This window comes from Phenylobacterium sp. (genome assembly GCF_025934275.1).
Lineage (GTDB): Bacteria > Pseudomonadota > Alphaproteobacteria > Caulobacterales > Caulobacteraceae > Phenylobacterium.
On record NZ_JAICYI010000073.1, the window covers coordinates 1 to 16,198 of the forward strand.

22 protein-coding genes are annotated in these 16,198 nt (G+C 69.0%); 13 read left to right on the plus strand and 9 right to left on the minus strand.

Translation table 11 applies throughout. The annotated features are described in order from the left end of the window. Positions 1-642: recombinase RecA (gene recA, locus Q0W60_RS15600; protein WP_297697002.1), on the plus strand; the 642-nt coding region annotated here is incomplete at its 5' end. A 217-nt stretch (positions 643-859) separates the two neighbouring features. Beyond that, positions 860-3,505: an alanine--tRNA ligase gene (alaS, locus tag Q0W60_RS15605; RefSeq protein ID WP_297697003.1), complete on the plus strand. Its 2,646-nt coding sequence runs from the start codon at positions 860-862 to the stop codon at positions 3,503-3,505. A gap of 3 nt (positions 3,506-3,508) precedes the next feature. Here alaS and Q0W60_RS15610 read toward each other — a convergent pair whose 3' ends face one another. Continuing rightward, positions 3,509-3,889: a VOC family protein gene (locus Q0W60_RS15610; RefSeq protein WP_297697004.1), complete on the minus strand. Its 381-nt coding sequence runs from the start codon at positions 3,887-3,889 to the stop codon at positions 3,509-3,511. A 91-nt stretch (positions 3,890-3,980) separates the two neighbouring features. Then, positions 3,981-5,198, minus strand: a complete 1,218-nt coding sequence (locus Q0W60_RS15615) for an NADP-dependent isocitrate dehydrogenase (protein WP_297697005.1) — start codon at positions 5,196-5,198, stop codon at positions 3,981-3,983. A 146-nt stretch (positions 5,199-5,344) separates the two neighbouring features. On the opposite strand from Q0W60_RS15615, the gene Q0W60_RS15620 reads away from it, so the two are divergent. The 4 genes from Q0W60_RS15620 (at position 5,345) to Q0W60_RS15635 (ending at position 7,903) form a co-directional block, all read left to right on the plus strand. Beyond that, complete coding sequence (locus Q0W60_RS15620) at positions 5,345-6,130, plus strand: RNA methyltransferase (RefSeq protein WP_297697006.1); 786 nt, start codon at positions 5,345-5,347, stop codon at positions 6,128-6,130. A gap of 73 nt (positions 6,131-6,203) precedes the next feature. Further along, positions 6,204-6,677 (plus strand): nuclear transport factor 2 family protein, encoded by a 474-nt coding sequence (locus tag Q0W60_RS15625; protein WP_297697007.1) that lies wholly within the window; start codon positions 6,204-6,206, stop codon positions 6,675-6,677. 157 nt (positions 6,678-6,834) lie between these two features. Then, positions 6,835-7,452: a 30S ribosomal protein S4 gene (gene rpsD, locus Q0W60_RS15630; RefSeq protein WP_297697008.1), complete on the plus strand. Its 618-nt coding sequence runs from the start codon at positions 6,835-6,837 to the stop codon at positions 7,450-7,452. An 88-nt stretch (positions 7,453-7,540) separates the two neighbouring features. After that, positions 7,541-7,903, plus strand: coding sequence for a hypothetical protein (locus Q0W60_RS15635; RefSeq protein WP_297697009.1), 363 nt, complete (start codon positions 7,541-7,543; stop codon positions 7,901-7,903). A 1-nt stretch (position 7,904) separates the two neighbouring features. Here Q0W60_RS15635 and Q0W60_RS15640 read toward each other — a convergent pair whose 3' ends face one another. Both Q0W60_RS15640 and grxD read right to left on the minus strand, forming a co-directional pair. After that, the gene (locus tag Q0W60_RS15640) at positions 7,905-8,324 is read right to left on the minus strand and encodes a thioesterase family protein (protein WP_297697010.1); all 420 of its coding nucleotides are present in this window, start codon (positions 8,322-8,324) and stop codon (positions 7,905-7,907) included. After that, positions 8,321-8,665: a Grx4 family monothiol glutaredoxin gene (gene grxD, locus Q0W60_RS15645; protein WP_297697011.1), complete on the minus strand. Its 345-nt coding sequence runs from the start codon at positions 8,663-8,665 to the stop codon at positions 8,321-8,323. The genes Q0W60_RS15640 and grxD overlap by 4 nt, the downstream gene beginning before the upstream one ends. A 295-nt stretch (positions 8,666-8,960) precedes the next feature. Between grxD and Q0W60_RS15650 the strand changes: the two genes are divergently transcribed. Then, positions 8,961-9,122, plus strand: coding sequence for a hypothetical protein (locus Q0W60_RS15650; RefSeq protein WP_297697012.1), 162 nt, complete (start codon positions 8,961-8,963; stop codon positions 9,120-9,122). A 9-nt stretch (positions 9,123-9,131) separates the two neighbouring features. Here Q0W60_RS15650 and Q0W60_RS15655 read toward each other — a convergent pair whose 3' ends face one another. Genes Q0W60_RS15655 through Q0W60_RS15665 form a run of 3 tightly spaced genes read right to left on the minus strand, consistent with a single transcriptional unit; the run spans position 9,132 to position 11,299 of the window. Beyond that, entirely contained in the window at positions 9,132-9,362 is a 231-nt protein-coding gene (locus tag Q0W60_RS15655) for a BolA family transcriptional regulator (RefSeq protein ID WP_297697013.1), read from the minus strand. 27 nt (positions 9,363-9,389) lie between these two features. Continuing rightward, positions 9,390-10,010, minus strand: a complete 621-nt coding sequence (locus tag Q0W60_RS15660; protein WP_297697014.1) for a LysE family translocator — start codon at positions 10,008-10,010, stop codon at positions 9,390-9,392. Positions 10,011-10,066: 56 nt separating this feature from the next. After that, entirely contained in the window at positions 10,067-11,299 is a 1,233-nt protein-coding gene (locus Q0W60_RS15665) for a serine hydrolase domain-containing protein (protein ID WP_297697015.1), read from the minus strand. Between the two features lie 92 nt (positions 11,300-11,391). On the opposite strand from Q0W60_RS15665, the gene Q0W60_RS15670 reads away from it, so the two are divergent. After that, entirely contained in the window at positions 11,392-11,883 is a 492-nt protein-coding gene (locus Q0W60_RS15670) for a CinA family protein (RefSeq protein WP_297697016.1), read from the plus strand. A 13-nt stretch (positions 11,884-11,896) separates the two neighbouring features. Continuing rightward, positions 11,897-12,430: a dihydrofolate reductase family protein gene (locus tag Q0W60_RS15675; RefSeq protein WP_297697017.1), complete on the plus strand. Its 534-nt coding sequence runs from the start codon at positions 11,897-11,899 to the stop codon at positions 12,428-12,430. A 13-nt stretch (positions 12,431-12,443) separates the two neighbouring features. Here the strand turns inward: Q0W60_RS15675 and Q0W60_RS15680 are convergent, their stop codons facing one another. Continuing rightward, positions 12,444-13,433, minus strand: a complete 990-nt coding sequence (locus Q0W60_RS15680) for an NF038122 family metalloprotease (RefSeq protein ID WP_297697018.1) — start codon at positions 13,431-13,433, stop codon at positions 12,444-12,446. 146 nt (positions 13,434-13,579) lie between these two features. Next, positions 13,580-14,242 (minus strand): S24 family peptidase, encoded by a 663-nt coding sequence (locus Q0W60_RS15685; protein WP_297697019.1) that lies wholly within the window; start codon positions 14,240-14,242, stop codon positions 13,580-13,582. A gap of 322 nt (positions 14,243-14,564) precedes the next feature. Here Q0W60_RS15685 and Q0W60_RS15690 point away from each other — a divergent pair, with 322 nt between their 5' ends. From Q0W60_RS15690 to Q0W60_RS15705, 4 genes are all read left to right on the plus strand, one after another. After that, a complete protein-coding gene (locus tag Q0W60_RS15690) occupies positions 14,565-14,762 on the plus strand; it encodes a hypothetical protein (protein ID WP_297697020.1) in 198 nt (65 codons plus the stop codon). A 33-nt stretch (positions 14,763-14,795) separates the two neighbouring features. Continuing rightward, positions 14,796-15,365, plus strand: coding sequence for a hypothetical protein (locus Q0W60_RS15695; protein WP_297697021.1), 570 nt, complete (start codon positions 14,796-14,798; stop codon positions 15,363-15,365). A 50-nt stretch (positions 15,366-15,415) separates the two neighbouring features. Next, positions 15,416-15,760, plus strand: coding sequence for a hypothetical protein (locus Q0W60_RS15700; RefSeq protein WP_297697022.1), 345 nt, complete (start codon positions 15,416-15,418; stop codon positions 15,758-15,760). 84 nt (positions 15,761-15,844) lie between these two features. Then, positions 15,845-16,153, plus strand: a complete 309-nt coding sequence (locus Q0W60_RS15705) for a hypothetical protein (RefSeq protein WP_297697023.1) — start codon at positions 15,845-15,847, stop codon at positions 16,151-16,153. Positions 16,154-16,198: the final 45 nt, after the last annotated feature.

The following is a 16,198-nucleotide window of genomic DNA, read 5'->3' on the forward strand; positions in this document are numbered from 1 at the left end:
TCCGGGGCGGTGGACATCATCGTCATCGACAGCGTGGCGGCGCTGACGCCCCGGGCCGAGATCGAAGGCGAGATGGGCGACAGCCTGCCCGGCCTGCAGGCCCGGCTGATGAGCCAGGCGCTGCGCAAGCTGACGGGCTCCATCTCCAAGTCCAAGTGCATCGTCATCTTTATCAATCAGATCCGCCACAAGATCGGGGTGATGTACGGCTCGCCGGAGACCACCACCGGCGGCAACGCGCTGAAGTTCTACGCCTCGGTCAGGCTGGACATCCGCCGCACAGGCTCGGTGAAGATGCGCGACGAGATCGTCGGCAACAACGTGCGGGTGAAGGTGGTCAAGAACAAGGTCGCCCCGCCGTTCCGCGAGGTCGAGTTCGACATCATGTACGGCGAGGGGATCTCCAAGCTGGGCGAGGTCATCGACCTCGGCGTCAAGGCCGGGATCATCGAGAAGTCGGGCTCGTGGTTCTCCTTCAACTCGCAGCGCATCGGCCAGGGCCGCGAGAATGTCCGCGAGTTCCTCAAGGCCAACGCCGACATCGCCGCGGAGATCGAGGCCGCGGTGCGCGGCGCCAAGGCGGTGATCGAGGAGGAGCTCCTGATCGGAGGCCCTGAAGGGGGCGCGGCGGACGAGGACTAGGACGATCCTCTGACGGGCGGCCCATCTCGCGCCGGGAGGCCCCACGCCAACCCCTCCCCGCGCGGCCCCGCGGGCCCCCGCCCTCAGAGCCAGGACGCCTGGGCCCGCCCAGGCGTCCTTTTCCTTTGCGTGGCTTGCACCGAGTTTCGTAAACGGGCGCGCGACCCCACCTAACGCCCTTCGACGGGATATCCTGTCGAGCTCTCAGAAAAACCCGATGCCGAGCCTGAACGAGATCCGAACCGAGTTCCTGGACTTCTTCCGGACGAAGGACCACGCCATCGTGGCCTCGGCCCCGCTCGTCCCGCAGAACGACCCGACGCTGCTCTTCGTCAACGCCGGCATGGTGCCGTTCAAGAACTACTTCACCGCAGCCGAGACGCCGCCCTGGCCGCGGGCGGCCTCGTCGCAGAAGTCGGTGCGGGCCGGCGGCAAGCACAACGACCTCGACAATGTCGGCTACACCGCCCGCCACCACACCTTCTTCGAGATGCTGGGGAATTTCTCCTTCGGCGACTACTTCAAGGATGGCGCGATCGAGTACGCCTGGGAGCTGCTGACCAAGATCTTCGAACTGCCCGTCGAGCGGCTGCTGGTCACGGTCTATGCCGACGACGACGAAGCCCACCGGCTCTGGAAGAAGATCGCGGGCCTGCCGGACGAAAAGATCATCCGCATCGGCACCTCGGACAACTTCTGGTCGATGGGCGACACCGGCCCATGCGGACCCTGCTCGGAGATCTTCTGGGATCACGGCGAGCACATCCCGGGCGGGCCGCCCGGCAGCCCCGACGAGGATGGCGACCGGTTCGTGGAGATCTGGAACCTGGTCTTCATGCAATACGAGCAGTTCGCCGACGGCGAGCGCGCCGGCCTGCCGAAGCCCTCCATCGACACGGGCATGGGCCTGGAGCGGGTCGCCGCGGTCCTGCAGGGCGTGCACGACAACTACGACATCGATCTCTTCCGCGCCTTGATCGCCGCCTCGCGGGCCCTGGTGGGCGGCGCTGGCGGCGCCTCCAACGGGCCGTCGCACCGGGTCATCGCCGATCATCTGCGCTCCACGAGCTTCCTGATCGCCGACGGCGTGACCCCCTCCAACGAGGGCCGCGGCTACGTGCTGCGGCGGATCATGAGGCGCGGCATGCGCCACGCGCACCTGCTGGGGGCGCAGGAACCCCTGATGCACCGGCTGGTCCCCACCCTCGTCGAGGAGATGGGCGGGGCCTATCCGGAGCTGAAGCGAGCTCAGGCGACCATCGAGCACACGCTGAAGGAAGAGGAGGAGCGCTTCCGCCGCACGCTCGGGCGGGGCATGGCGCTGCTCGAAGAAGCGACCGCAGGGCTGGCGGAGGGCGGCGTGCTGTCCGGCGAGACCGCGTTCAAGCTCTACGACACCTACGGCTTCCCGCTCGACCTCACCCAGGACGCGGTGCGGGCCAAAGGCTTCACCGTCGACCTCGTCGCGTTCGAGGCCGCCATGGCGCGCCAGCGCGAGATGGCGCGCGAGAACTGGGCGGGCTCCGGCCAGGTGGCCGCGGCCGCCGAATGGTTCGCGATCCGCGACCGGCTCGGGCCGACCGAGTTCCTGGGCTACGAGACGACCGAGGCCACGGCCGAGCTGCTCGTGCTCGTCGAGGGCGGCCGCGAGGTGGACGCCGCGACTGAGGGGGCGACGGTCGAGGCGCTGTTTGACCGAACGTCGTTCTACGCCGAGAGCGGCGGGCAGGCGGGCGACCGGGGCGAGGTCGAGTGGGACGGCGGCCGCGCCCGCGTCCTCGATGTGCAGAAAGAGGCCGGCGACCTGCATGTCCACCAGCTGGAGGTGCTGCAAGGCGTGCTGAAACCCGGCCTCCGCGTGCGGCTGGCGGTCGATCCCGCGCGGCGGGCCGCCACCCGCGCCAACCACTCGGCGACCCACCTGCTGCACGCGGCGCTGCGCAACGTGCTGGGGCGCCACGTCGCCCAGAAGGGCCAGATGGTCGACGGCGAACGTATCCGCTTCGACTTCAGCCACGGCCAGCCGCTCAGTCCGGAGGAGATCGACCGCATCGAGGCCGAGGTGAACGCCGTCGTGCGCCAGAACCTGCCGGCCGAGACCCAGCTGATGGCGCCCCAGCAGGCGATCGAGAAGGGCGCCATGGCGCTGTTCGGCGAGAAGTACGGCGACAGCGTGCGCGTGCTGACGCTGGGCCGCGCCCTGGACGGCGAGGGCGCTTATTCCGTTGAGCTCTGCGGCGGCACCCACGTGGCGCGGACCGGCGATATCGCGATCTTCAAGGTCATCTCCGAACAGGGGATCGCAGCCGGCGTGCGCCGGATCGAGGCTCTGACCGGGGAGGCGGCGCGGCGCTACCTGCTTGAGCAGGCCGCCGTCGCCAAGGGGCTGGCCGACCAGTTCAAGGTTCCCGTGCCCGACGTGGCCGGCCGCGTCGAAGCGCTGCAGGCCCAAACGCGCCGGCTCGAGAAGGACCTCGCCGAGGCCAAGCGCCAACTCGCCATGGGCGGCGGCGGCCCCGCCGCGGCCGGACCGGAGGAGATCGGCGGCGTGAAGCTGCTGGCCCGGGTCATGGAGGGCGTCGGTGGCAAGGACCTTCGCCCGATCGCCGAGCAGTTCAAGAAACAGCTGCCCGACGGAGTCATTTTCCTGGTGGGGACGAGCGAGGGCAAGGCGGCGGTGACGGTCGCCGTCACGGGTGCGGCGCAGGCCAGCAACAACGCCGTCGAGATCGCCAAGGCGGCGGTCCAGGCGATGGGCGGCCAGGGCGCGGGCGGCCGACCCGACTTCGCCCAGGGCGGCGCTCCCGACGCCGCCAAAGCCGCCGAGGGCCTCTCCGCTGTCAAGGCGGCGCTCTCGGCCTGAGCATCAGCCCATCTTGAAGACGCAGAGCTTGTTGCCGGTCGGGTCGCGCAGGTAGGCGCCGTAGAAGCCGCTGGTCGCCTCGGCCGGTCGATAGCCCGGCGCCCCCTCGTCGGTTCCCCCGTTGGCGAGGCCGGCTGCATGGGCGGTCTTCACCTGGTCATGGCTTTCGGCCCTAAGGGCGATCATGATTCCGTTGCCGGCGCGCGCGGGCCGGCCGTCAAAGGGCGGGCAGATGCCGATCCCCGGCGTGTCGCCCTTGCCATAGAACGCCCAGCCGCCGTCGAGCGGCCCGCGCTCATAACCCATCGGCTTTAGCAGGGCGTCGTAGAACGGCAGCGCCGCCTCCACATCCAGCGCCCCGATCGTCACATAGCCGATGCTCATGTCCGGTCTCCCTCGTTCTGGCGCAGCTTAACGCCCGCTACGAACGAAGCAAGAACCTGGAGAGATGGAGTCCGGAATCCGCCGACCGCGCCTACGCACCCGCCAGCGCCTGCTCGAGATTGGCCGCCACCTTGTCGATGAAGCCCTCGGTGGTGAGCCAGCCCTGGGTGTCGCCCACCAGCAGCGCCAAGTCCTTGGTCATCGAGCCGCTCTCGACGGTGGCCACGCAGACCTGCTCCAGCGTGCGGGCGAAGCGGGCGAGATCCTCGTTGCCGTCGAGCTTGGCGCGATGCTCCAGACCCCGCGTCCAGGCGAAGATCGAGGCGATCGAGTTGGTCGAGGTGCTTTCGCCGCGCTGATGCTGGCGGAAGTGCCGGGTCACCGTGCCGTGCGCGGCCTCGGCCTCCATGATCTTGCCGTCCGGCGTCACCAGCACCGAGGTCATCAGGCCGAGCGAGCCGAAGCCCTGCGCCACCGAGTCCGACTGCACGTCGCCGTCGTAGTTCTTGCAGGCCCAGAGGAAGTTGCCGCTCCACTTCAGCGCCGAGGCCACCATGTCGTCGATCAGGCGGTGCTCGTAGGTCAGCCCCGCGGCCTGGTACTTCTCCTTGTATTCCGCCTCATAGACCTCGGCGAACAGGTCCTTGAAGCGCCCGTCATAGGCCTTGAGGATGGTGTTCTTGGTCGAAAGATAAACCGGGAAGCCGCGCGCCAGGCCGTAGTTCAGGCAGGCGTGGGCGAAGTCGCGGATCGAGGCGTCGAGGTTGTACATCCCCATGGCGACGCCGCCGGCCGGGAAGTCGAAGACGTCGAACGCCAGCTTGTCGCCGTTGTCGCCTTCCCAGGTCAGGGTGAGCTTGCCCTTGCCGGGCACCACGAAGTCGGTGGCCCGGTACTGGTCGCCGAAGGCGTGGCGGCCGATGATGATCGGCTGCGTCCAGCCCGGCACCAGGCGCGGCACGTTCTTGCAGATAATCGGCTCGCGGAACACCACGCCGTCGAGGATGTTGCGGATCGTCCCGTTCGGCGACTTCCACATCTTCTTGAGGTTGAATTCCTTCACCCGCGCTTCATCCGGCGTGATGGTGGCGCACTTGATGCCGACGCCGACCCGCTTGATCGCCTCGGCCGCCTCGACGGTCACCTTGTCTTCGGTCGCGTCGCGGTTCTCCATGCCGAGGTCGTAGTAGTCGATCTTCAGGTCCAGAAAGGGGAAGATCAGCTTGTCCTTGATCAGCTTCCAGATGATGCGGGTCATCTCGTCCCCGTCGAGATCGACGACGGGGTTGGCGACTTTGATCTTGGCCATGAGAGGCGGGCGCTCCCTCTAGAACTGAATGTGGCGACCTCTTGGGTGGGGGCCGTATAGCCGCCGCCGACGCGCGCGCAAAGGCTCAGCGGTGCGACTTGTCCGCCGCGGCTTGCCTTCGGCCGGCGGCGGCCCGAAAAGGCGCCATGGCCGACGCCGCCCTGCGCCCTCCCGCGGTGATCCTCGACGCCCCGCAGCTGGGCGAGAACATCGGCGCGGCCGCGCGGATCATGGCGAACTTCGGGCTGTCCGACCTCAGGCTGGTGAATCCGCGGCACGGCTGGCCGCAGGAGCGCGCCTGGGCCGCGGCCTCCGGCGCGGACTGGCCGCTCAACGCAGCGCGCGTCTTCGACAGCGTGGCCAAGGCGATCGCCGACCTGACCCTGGTCTACGCCGCCACGGCGCGGCCGAGGGAGCTGCAGCTGCCGGTGCTGACGCCCAGGCAGGCGGCCGCGGACCTGGCCGTGCGGGCCGCGCACGGCCACGCCGCGGGGCTCCTGTTTGGCGGCGCGCGAGCCGGCCTCGAGACCGCCGACGTCGCCCTCTGCCACGCCGTGGTGACCATCCCGATCGATCCGCGGTTCCGCTCGCTGAACCTGGCCCAGGCGGTGGCGGTCAACGCCTATGAGTGGCGCCTGTCCCAGGCCGCCGCGCCGCCGGTCAACTTTCGCCCCGTCGCCCCGCCCGCCGACCGTGCGGCCATGCTGGGCTTCTTCGAGCAACTGGAGGGGGAGCTGGAGATCTCCGGCTTCTTCCATCCGCCGGAAAAGACCCCGGCCATGAAGCAGAACCTGCGGGCGGCATTGTCGCGAGCTCAGTTCACCGACCAGGAGGTCCGCACTCTGCGCGGCGTCGTGACGGCGCTGTCCCGCGGCCGCGGCAAGGTGCTGGAGAAGCTGGCGCGGAGCAAGTCTGGGCGCGAGGCCGGGTGAGCCTCGGGGCGTGCAGATCGCGCCAGAATGCCTATGTTCGACGCCCGAGGTGCTGAGGGAGTACGCAACGTCGATGTCGGTTTCCAATCGAGACCTGGCCGCGGGCGCCGCCCTGCTGCTGGTAGGGAGCCTCGCGCCGCTGGTCGCCGCGCCGCCGCAGCGGGTGGCGGAGCGCGGGGTTCGGCGGGCGCTGATCCGGCTGAACGAGCTCGTCGGCCGGCGCGACCGCGCCGTTCTCGACGACTTCGTCCCAGCGGCCGACACGATGCTGATCAGCTCCCAGTCCGGCGAAATCGCGCGCGGACCGAGCGAGATCGGGGCCTATATCGATCGCCTCTATGCCCAGCCGGAAGCGGTCTCCTGGGCCTGGCGACGAGTGGAGGTCTCGGTTCGCGGGGAGATCGCCTGGGTCATCGCCGACGGCGAGATCGTCTTCCACGGCGACGAAGGCGACCGCCGCGCGCCCTACCGCCTGACCGGCGTGCTGGAGCATCGCCTCGACCGCTGGCGCTGGCGGCTGTTCCACGGCTCGCAGCCGGCGGCCTGAGGTTGACTCGGAAAGCGGCCGCCAGCATATAGCCGCACCTTCCAGTCGCCGGCCTGCCGGACGGCTCGGAAATCCATGACGGGCAGATGCGAAGCCGCCGTTGCAATCGCGCCGCCATCTTTGGCGGCGCCGGCCCGCATCAACGAACGAGTGACTGATGTCCAAGCGTCATAGCGCCAAGTACAAGATCGACCGCCGGATGGGCGAGAACATCTGGGGTCGCCCGAAGTCCCCCATCAACGCCCGCGCTTACGGTCCCGGCCAACACGGCCAGCGCCGCAAGTCGAAGATCTCCGACTTCGGCCTGCAGCTGCGCGCCAAACAGAAGCTGAAGGGCTACTACGGCAACCTCACCGAGAAGCAGTTCAGCCGCATCTATGAGGAGGCCGCCCGCCGCAAGGGCAACACCTCCGAGAACCTGATCGCGCTGCTGGAAAGCCGGCTGGACGCGGTCGTCTACCGGGCCAAGTTCGTGCCGACGCCTTTCGCCGCGCGCCAGTTCGTCAACCATGGCCACGTGCTGGTGAACGGCAAGCGGGTGAACATCCCGTCCTACCGCGTGAAAACGGGCGACGTGGTCACCGTGCGCGAGCGCTCGCGCAACATGGCGCTGGTGCTGGAGGCCCTGCAGTCGGCCGAACGCGACACGCCCGACTACATCACCGTCGACGCCAAGGGCATGAGCGCCACCTTCGTGCGCGCGCCGGAGCTGGCCGAAGTGCCCTATCCGGTGAAGATGGAGCCGAACCTGGTGGTCGAGTTCTACGCGTCCTGACGCGCAGGCTCCGACGCGACGATATGGAAAGGCCCCGGCTCGCTCCGGGGCCTTTTGCTTTGGCGGAGGCTGTGGCGGAGTGGCGGCAATGGACCGGCGGCTCTTCCTCGTCTCCGCCCTGGCGCTCGCCGGCTGCACAAGCCTGGGACCGCTCGAGATCGCGCCGGCGCGCGCGCCGCTCGGCGAGCTGGAGCCTCTCTATGGCGTTCGCCAGAGCGCCGACGGGCTGGTGATCCGCGTCGCCTCGAACGGCTGCACGACCAAGGACGACTTCGCCTTCCATGTCGATCGCGACGGCCGCACCCTGGCCTTCGCGCGCCGCCGTCTCGACACCTGCGACGTGGCTCCCCAATCGCAGGCGGAGCTCACGTTCGGTTGGGCGGAGCTCGGGCTTTCCGGCGGCAGGGTCGGCCTGCTGAACCCGCTGATCACCGCCGGCCGGGGCGACTAGCTCAGCGGAACATTGCGACCAGCCGTTCGGGCACCCGCCGCGGCCGGCCGGAAGCCTTCTCAACCAGGCACCAAACGGTGAGCACCTGGGCGCACATTGCGCCATTCGGGCCATCGATGCGGACATAGCGCTCGAACCGCGGGCCTTCGGCATGGTCAGCGACCCAGGTGCGGGCCCGCGCGGTCTCGCTCAGCACGAGAGGGCGGCGGTAGTCGATCTCGTGGCGCAGCGCCACCCAGGCGAAGGTGTCCTGGTCCGCCGCCGCGGCGCGCGCCCGCCAGTGGGCGATCGCGATGTCCTGCGCCCAAGCGAGATAGACCACGTTGTTCACGTGGCCGTTCTCGTCGATGTCGGTGAGCTTGGGGTCGAAAGTCCTGGCGAAGACCTGGCGGCCGGGCGGCGGCTCGAGCCCGCGGCTCACGCCGCCAGCACGCCCTGTTCCTGCAGCAGCGGCTTCAGCTCGCCCGTGGAGAACATCTCGCGGACGATGTCGGCGCCGCCCACGAACTCGCCCTTGACGTAGAGCTGCGGGATGGTCGGCCAGTCGGTGAAGCTCTTGATCCCTTCACGCAGATCGTCGTCCTGCAGGACGTCGACGCCCACGAAGTCCACGCCCAGGTGATCCAGGATCTGCACCACCAGGGCGGAGAAGCCGCAGCGGGGCTGCTCGGGCACGCCCTTCATGAACAGCACGACCGGGTGCTCGGCCAAGGTCTTGGCGATGAAGTCGTGGACGGGATTGACGGTGGCGGCGTCGGTCATCTCGGGGCCTTCCGGCATAAACTTGACGCCCAAGAGCTAGGGAGCGCCGCCCCCGAGGTCAACCGCGCCGCGTCGCCGCGTTCGGCGCAGGAGCCTAGTTCGGCCAGGGCGCCCCGCCGCCGTCGCTGCGGCGGCGATGGCTGCGCCGATCGATCCGAACCGCCGCATTCTGCGCCGAACATGACGAGAGAACAACGGTATCGCAGGTCGTGCCCGCGCCGGGAAAACGTGGTCACCGGCAACTTAACCCTCTGTGTTGAATGATGGTTAGGCGCGGCGTGACAGGGTAGGGACCATGCAGGTTCTGACGGACATCGCCCGCTTGCTGGGCTCCGGTCAGGCGGATGTCGCGCTGGCGATCATCGGCGCGCTGGTGCTGGCGACCCTCGACGGGGTCAGGCAGCTGAGCCGGGCCCGCGCCTACGACGCCTGGTGGTACTTCCACGCGCGCGCCTGAGGCGTCGCGTCAGGGCGCGCCGGTCTCGAGGGCGAGCGCGTGCAACTCGCCGCCCACGCGGCCCTTCAGCGCCTGATAGACCAGCTGGTGCTGCCGCACCCGCGTCAGGCCCTTGAACGTCGGCGAGACGATGCGGGCCTTGTAGTGGTCGCCGTCCCCGGCCAGGTCGGTGACTTCGATCTGGGCGTCAGGGAAGCCCTCGCGCAGCGCGGCTTCCAGGGCGGATTGTGACATCGACATGGGCGCGTTCTAGAACCTGGCTGCGGCTCATTCCAGCACGATCAGGCTCACCCCGAAGCCGCCCATGAGGAGCGAAGCAAGCACATCGAGCGGCCGCTGGGCGCGGCCATAGGCGGCGACCGCCCGCCGCGCGGAGAACAGGTAGGCCATCGCCACCTGCCAGGCGAAGCAGACGACGCACACGACCGCCACCGCGGCTGCGTGCATCCAGAGCGGCGTGCCGGGTCCCACGTAGGCGGAGAAGATCGAGGCGAAGAACAGCACCGACTTCGGATTGGTCATGTTGATCGCGAAGCCCTGCCAGACGTCGGCTGGCCAGCTGCGGCCCGGGGTGGCCTGGGCGGCGTCGGGCGATACGGGCTGCGAGCGACACAGCGACCAGGCGAACCACATGAGATAGAGCCCGCCGCCGATGCGGAGCGCCTTGTAGAGCCAGGGCGCCGCGGCCAGGGCCGCGGCGAGGCCCAGCGCGGCGGCCACGCACCAGACGATGCAGGAGAGGGTCGTGCCGACGCCTGCCGCCAGCGCCGCCGAGCGGCCGCGGCGCATGCCGAGCCGCATCAGCATGAAGTTGTTCGGCCCCGGCACGAGGCAGGTCGCCAGGCTGACCACGAACAGCGAGGCGAGCGAGACGATCGGGGCGCTCATGAGCGCCCAGATAGCCGAGTCCTGCTGCCAGCGGGGTGGCGGCAGCGCCCCAAGGATCAGTCGATGATGCTCGAGTAGATGATGCTCTTCAGCTGGCCGCGGAAGTTGAAGGTGCCGGACGGCATCAGCTGGGTCATGAAGACGACCGTCAGATCCTCTCTCGGATCGACCCAGAAGATCGTCGAGGCCGCGCCGCCCCAGTAGTAGTCGCCGGCCCCGAGCGTGCCGGTCTGCACCTGGCCCAGCGTCGAAGCGAAGCCCAGGCCGAAGCCCACGCCCTCGTTGGCGGTCTCGGAGAACGAGCCCAGCGCCAGCTGCGTCAGGTCCTTGCCGCCGGGGAGGTGATTCATGTGCATCAGCTCGATGGTGCGCGGCCCCAGGATCCGCGCCCCGTCCAGTTCGCCGCCGCGCCGCAGCATCTCGCAGAACCGCATGTAGTCGGCGCTCGTGCCGGTCAGGCCGCCGCCGCCCGACTTGAAGCCGGGCTCCTTGGTGAAGTCGCTGGTCGCCGGATCGTCGATCAGCTTCAGCTGCTTGTCGGGCCCGCGCTGGTAGTTGGCCGCGAAACGGGCGACCTTCTCGGGGGCGACCCGGAAGGCGGTGTCATTCATGCCCAGCGGCTCGAAGATCTCGTCCTTCAGGTACTGCGCGAACGGCTTGCCGGAGATGATCTCGACCAGCGCCCCGCAGACGTCGGTCGCCAGCGAGTACATCCACTGGGTCCCCGGCTGATAGCGCAACGGCACCTGTCCGAGCTTATCCATGAACTGCTGCATGCTGTCGGCGCCGCCCACCGAGCGGACCTTCAGGTCGCGGTAGATCTTGTCGATCGGGTGCTGCAGGCCGACGCCGGGCAAGCCGCCGCCGTAGGTCAGGCCGGCGGTGTGGGAGAGCACGTCGCGGAAGCTCACCGGCCGGTGGGCCGGCTCGGTGTTGATCGTGTCGCCCTCGCCGGAGGTCCAGACGCGGTGCTCCTTCCAGGAGGGGACGAAGCGGCTCACCGGATCGTTGAGCTGGAAGTAGCCCTTCTCGTAGAGGGTCATCAGCGCGACCGAGGTGATCGGCTTGGTCATCGAATAGATGCGGAAGATGGTGTCGTCCGTCATCGGCTTGGCCCGCTCGCGGTCCATCTGGCCGAACGAGGCCGCATAGCCGATGTGCCCGTGCCGGGCCACCGTCACCTGGCAGCCCACGACCTTGCCGTTGTCGATGTAGTTGCGGGCCAGGTGATCGCCGATGCGATCCAGGCGGTGGGCGTCGAGGCCCGTCCACTGCGATTGGGCGTCCATCAAATATCCTCCCAGGAAATTGGCCTTGGCTTTAATCAGCCGCCATCATGGGCGCCGAAGGCGGGCCAAGCCAAGGCGTATCGGAGGATGCGATGGAGGAGTTGGAGGAGATGGCGGCGGCGATCGGCGAGCGGCTGAAGGGGCGCGGAGAAACCATCGCGGTGGCCGAGAGCTCCTCCGGCGGGCTGATCTCCGCGGCCCTGCTCAGCGTGCCGGGCGCCTCGAAGTATTACCTCGGCGGGGCGGTGGTCTACACCGGCAAGGCGCGCATGCAGCTGATGGACCTGCCCCGGGAGGCGGTGGCGGGCATGCGCTCGGCCTCCGAGCCCTACGCGCTGCTGCTCGCCAGGACGGCCCGCGAGCGGTTCGGGACGACCTGGGGAATCTCCGAGACCGGCGCTGCGGGGCCGACCGGCAATGGCTACGGCGACGCGCCGGGCCACAGCTGCGTCGCCATCTCCGGGCCGATCGAGACGGCGATCACCGTCGAGACCGGCCGCGACGACCGCGCGGCCAACATGCGCGCCTTCGCCGCCGCGGCGCTCCGGCTCCTGGAAATCAGCCTGGCCGACGCCGGCGCGTAGGGGGAGTGGAGACATGGCGAGGTTCGTTTTCGGGATGTCGCAGTCCCTCGACGGCTACGTCGACCACCTGGAGCTGCCGCCGCCCGGTCCTGCGCTCTTCCATCACTTCTGCGAGTGGGTGCGCAGTCTGACCGGCAGCGTGTACGGACGCCGGCTCTACGAGATCATGCGCTATTGGGACGAAGACCACCCGGAGTGGGACGCCGACGAACGCGAGTTCGCCGCGGCGTGGCGGGGGCAGCCCAAATGGGTCGTGTCGCGCTCGCTCAAGTCCGTGGGGCCCCACGCCACCCTGGTGGAGGGCGACCTCGCGGGGGCGATGCGCGGGCTGAAGACTCGCTTCGAGGGAGAAATCGAGGTCGCCGGCCCGAATCTGGCGCGAAGCCTGACCGAGCTTGGCCTCATCGACGAATATCGCCTCTATTTTCGTCCGTTCGTGCTCGGCCGGGGCCAGCCCTTCTTCGCGGGCGCGCGGCCGCCGCTGCGGCTGGTGGCCGGGGAACCGGTCGGCGAGGACGCCTTCAGGCTGACCTACGTTCCCGCCTAGTCACAGCCGGGTGTCAACCCAGTCCGGGAAGCTGGTAGCCGAGCGCCGCCAGGCTGAGATAGTCGACCGGGGTCACGACCAGTTTTACGCCCGGGGTGGCGAAGGCGGCGAAGGCGTCGATGCGGTTGGCGGGCGCCGTGGCCCAGTCGCCGGCGTCGCCGCCGTTGTTCGGATCGTTGAACAGGTTGAGCGCCGTCACGCCGTCGTTCAGCGAGAAGTAGCCCGCGCTCGGCGTCACATCGGGAACTCCCGGGGCCGAATAGCGGAAGATGTCGAATGGCGTGAAGAGGTTGTTGAACGGCGCTGGCCCGAGCGTCTGTCCCTCGAGGCCGATCCGGCCCATCACCTCGCTGATCTCGTGCGCCGCGGCGCCGACCGCATCGACCTGCGTCGGACCTATGTTCCCGAACAGCGCCAGCGACGAGCTGGAAAGCCCGATGAACCCGTCGATCAGGTTCGGCGGAAGCAGGGTGCTCAGTCCAAAGGCCTTCAGTTCGGCGGTGGGCACGAAGGGGTTCGCGCCGGCGACGTTGTCGAGAGCGGTGAAGGCGTCGGGGGCGATCAGTCCGGCATGCACGAGGCCGGCGTCGGCGCCCGCGAGCAACGCCTCGACCGTCGGCAGATCCAGGCCGACGGCGGCGTTGGTGAGGCTTTCGCCGGCCTCGCCAGGCGCGAGCGCGAAGCCGTCGACCTCGCCGAAGCCGACGGCGATGTTGAGCACGATCGGATTTGTGAAAACGCTGGTGAACATCTTCGCGGCGGCGATCACGTCGGATTCGATCGCCTGCCAGTGCGGGTTCGACGTCACCGAGGCGTCCCACAACAGCTCGATCTGCAGACCGCCCCGCCGGCCCACCAGGGTCGAGGTCGGCACGCCTGCGCCGTGCGGGCCCGCGATGATCTCGGGCAAGTTCTGACCGCCCGCCCCGGAGGCCAGCTGCGCCTCGTTCAGCAGGGAGTCGTGGCCGGAGCCGCCGTCGTAGATGCCGAAGAGATCGAACATGGAGCGCCTCCTGGGTCAGCGCGCATGGCGAGAGGCTGCCGCCACCTTGATGAAGGTCGCATTGAGCTTCGTGGTGAACTCGACCGCGCGTCACATCTGCCGGGCGCGCAGGGGCCGAATCGACATCGCGGCCTTCGCCGCCCGGCCTAGGCCGCCCCGCGGATGATGCGCCTGGCCTGGAACGGCGGAATGATGGCGGTGATGTGGGCGGCCCAGCGCAGGCGGGCGTCGCGCCGCGTCGGCCCAGCGACGCTCTCCAGATCGTACAGCCCGGTGCGCGAGCCGCGCAGGAGGCGCTTGACCAGCACCTCGTCGGTGTCCGTCTCCAGCACCACCACCTCGCCCAGCATGTCGGGCGAGGGCGCGGTGCGCTGGTCCTCGAAATAGATCAGCGCCCCGTCGTCGGCGAGGCCGCGCATGGAGTGGCCGACCACCTTGACCGCCACGGCCTTTTCTGTGCCGCCCGGCGGGATGGGCGCAAGGTCGCCGCCTTCCTGGCCGGTGGCGAACAACACCAGGCCCTCAGGGTTCGCCCCCACCCGGCCGATCACCGGCACGTATCCCGGCTCGGGCGTCGGCCGCATGGGGCCGGCGGCGTCGTATAGCCACTCCGGGCGAACCCCGTACGCGGCGGCGTACGCCTTGGCCTTGCGGAAGGAGTAGGGCGCATTGCCGTTCTCGTTGGAGGCGTAGGTGTTGCGGTTCCAGCCGAACGCATCGGCGGCCGCCGCGGCGGTCTCGAAACCGCGTGCGACGCGGGCCTCGCGCAGGCGCTCGGAGCGCCCGTCCATGCCGATCCCTGCGACCATCTTATTGTGTACATAAAATACAAAATTCCTTGTCGCAAGCGGTGTAGATATTATACAGTTCCCCCATGACGAGAGAACAAACAGGAAACACCACGGGCGCGAGCGTCGGCTATGCGGCGCTGCGTCACGCCGGGTTGCCCCCCGCCCGCGCGGCCGCCGAGCTGCGGCTCGAACCTCTCCGCGCGTTGCGTCTGGAGCGGCTGTTTCGGGACCGCCGGGGCGGCGGCCTCAACCCGATGAGGCCCCGCTACGCCAGACACGGACGCCACGTGGCGGCGGTCTTGGCTCAGGGCGGCTATCCCGCCTTGCCGGAGCGCCGGCGATGATCGAACCGTCCGAAGCCGCCGCCGAGCTCGTCGCCCGCGCGCTCGCCCGACGGCGGCCCAAGGAGCGGCCGCAGTTCCTTCGCGAGCTGCTGGCCCACGCCGCCGCCGGCCTGGTGGTGATCGAGGGCGACCGCCAGGCGTCCGAAGCCGTCTACCGCCTGGCCGACGCCGTCGCGATCCGCGGCCGGGCCTGACCCCACCCCCATCGAAGAAAGGAGGCGCGCGGCATGCGCCAGATGAATGCGCGCGAGCGGCTGCTCGTGAAGGAGGCTCGCGAGAAGGCGAGGGCGGAGGCCAACGAGGTCGCCGGCGGCGTCGCCGAGACCGTGGCGCTGCAGCGGGCCCGCGGCTCGGTCTTCGCCAAGACGGCGCCGGACGAGCGGCGTCGGCGCGGCCCGAGCGAAACGCCCTACCGCCGCCAGGCCGGCCTCGACTGGCTGGCCGCCAAGGGCCGGATCAGCGAGGCGCAGAAGGCCGCGGGCCTGCGCTACGGCGAGGCGTTCCGCGTCGCGGAGCCGCTGCTTCCGATCGGCTCGACGCTCGAGGTGCAGCCCGGCATGGGTGGCGCAGGGCTGCCTCTGAAGGCGCTGATCGACCTCGCCGGCCGCCGCCAGCAGGCCGAGGCGAGGCTCGCCCGCTACCGCCGCCGGCTCGGCGACCAGCCCGACCTCGTCCAGGCCTGCGACCTCGTCTGCGGCCGCGAGCTCACCCCGCGCGAAGCCGGCGGCGGCGAACGCGACGGCATCCGCGTGGAGGCGGTGCTCCGCGTCGCGCTGGATCTGCTGGCCGCCGGCTGACCCCGAGAAATCCGATTTGCAGAGGAGGGACCGAATGCCCTTTTGGTTCCGTGAACCCCGACGCCCTCGATGGCGAGGAGCTCGACGCCTGGTACCGCCGCTCGCCCGACGATATCGCACAGGCGCGCCAGGCCGCCGCGCAGCAGCAGTACAATGACTTCTTTGGCGGCGAAGCACCTACAGATAGCCGCCCCGACGAGATCACACCGACCCAGGTCCATTCGACGGCAACGACGTCGGACGTTCCGGCGCAGTCCGCGTCGCCTGCGGCATCTAGCGGTTTCGATCCGAGATACATAGACGCGAGGAATGCGGGAGACGACGCCGATGCGTACCTGTTCCTGACCGGAAATCCGCATAACCCCCGCCTTAAACGAGAGTGGCAGCAAAGATAGGGGCGTCCCTGGCCCAAAGATGAGTACGGGCGGAGCTACCACGTAGCTCATAAGAAAGCGCTGGCAGATGGCGGGACGAATACCTTGGACAACATCGAGCCGATGCATCCCGATGAACATATAGCGCAACACAGCGCAAACGGCGACTTTGCGCGATGGGCAAAGCGCCCCTGGATCGCCCGCGCGTTCGGCGGAAAGGTCCTGCGTGGCATGGGTGTTCTTCAGGTGATCCCGATATTGACTGGAATGTGGTCGGGACGGATCAGAACCGGTATCAACGGCTTGTACGATATGGGCGGATACCTAAGCCCGGAAGACGAACAACGCATCGAAGAAGAGTTCAACCGGACGGTTGATCCCACCTGGAAACGCGGTGACCCGCCGATCACCTAAGAATAGCGGCGTCTTGGAGTTCACTCTTCGTTCTTGACTTCGGCA

Coding starts and splice junctions, on each gene's coding strand:
- Q0W60_RS15650 (WP_297697012.1), top strand. CDS start 8,961: ATGCAGGTTCTGACGGACATCGCCCGCTTGCTGGGCTCCGGTCAGGCG.
- Q0W60_RS15615 (WP_297697005.1), bottom strand. CDS start 5,198: ATGGCCAAGATCAAAGTCGCCAACCCCGTCGTCGATCTCGACGGGGAC.
- Q0W60_RS15675 (WP_297697017.1), top strand. CDS start 11,897: ATGGCGAGGTTCGTTTTCGGGATGTCGCAGTCCCTCGACGGCTACGTC.
- Q0W60_RS15620 (WP_297697006.1), top strand. CDS start 5,345: ATGGCCGACGCCGCCCTGCGCCCTCCCGCGGTGATCCTCGACGCCCCG.
- Q0W60_RS15695 (WP_297697021.1), top strand. CDS start 14,796: ATGCGCCAGATGAATGCGCGCGAGCGGCTGCTCGTGAAGGAGGCTCGC.
- Q0W60_RS15670 (WP_297697016.1), top strand. CDS start 11,392: ATGGAGGAGTTGGAGGAGATGGCGGCGGCGATCGGCGAGCGGCTGAAG.
- grxD (WP_297697011.1), bottom strand. CDS start 8,665: ATGACCGACGCCGCCACCGTCAATCCCGTCCACGACTTCATCGCCAAG.
- Q0W60_RS15655 (WP_297697013.1), bottom strand. CDS start 9,362: ATGTCGATGTCACAATCCGCCCTGGAAGCCGCGCTGCGCGAGGGCTTC.
- Q0W60_RS15635 (WP_297697009.1), top strand. CDS start 7,541: ATGGACCGGCGGCTCTTCCTCGTCTCCGCCCTGGCGCTCGCCGGCTGC.
- rpsD (WP_297697008.1), top strand. CDS start 6,835: ATGTCCAAGCGTCATAGCGCCAAGTACAAGATCGACCGCCGGATGGGC.
- Q0W60_RS15610 (WP_297697004.1), bottom strand. CDS start 3,889: ATGAGCATCGGCTATGTGACGATCGGGGCGCTGGATGTGGAGGCGGCG.
- Q0W60_RS15625 (WP_297697007.1), top strand. CDS start 6,204: ATGTCGGTTTCCAATCGAGACCTGGCCGCGGGCGCCGCCCTGCTGCTG.
- Q0W60_RS15685 (WP_297697019.1), bottom strand. CDS start 14,242: ATGGTCGCAGGGATCGGCATGGACGGGCGCTCCGAGCGCCTGCGCGAG.
- alaS (WP_297697003.1), top strand. CDS start 860: ATGCCGAGCCTGAACGAGATCCGAACCGAGTTCCTGGACTTCTTCCGG.
- Q0W60_RS15680 (WP_297697018.1), bottom strand. CDS start 13,433: ATGTTCGATCTCTTCGGCATCTACGACGGCGGCTCCGGCCACGACTCC.
- Q0W60_RS15665 (WP_297697015.1), bottom strand. CDS start 11,299: ATGGACGCCCAATCGCAGTGGACGGGCCTCGACGCCCACCGCCTGGAT.
- Q0W60_RS15690 (WP_297697020.1), top strand. CDS start 14,565: ATGATCGAACCGTCCGAAGCCGCCGCCGAGCTCGTCGCCCGCGCGCTC.
- Q0W60_RS15660 (WP_297697014.1), bottom strand. CDS start 10,010: ATGAGCGCCCCGATCGTCTCGCTCGCCTCGCTGTTCGTGGTCAGCCTG.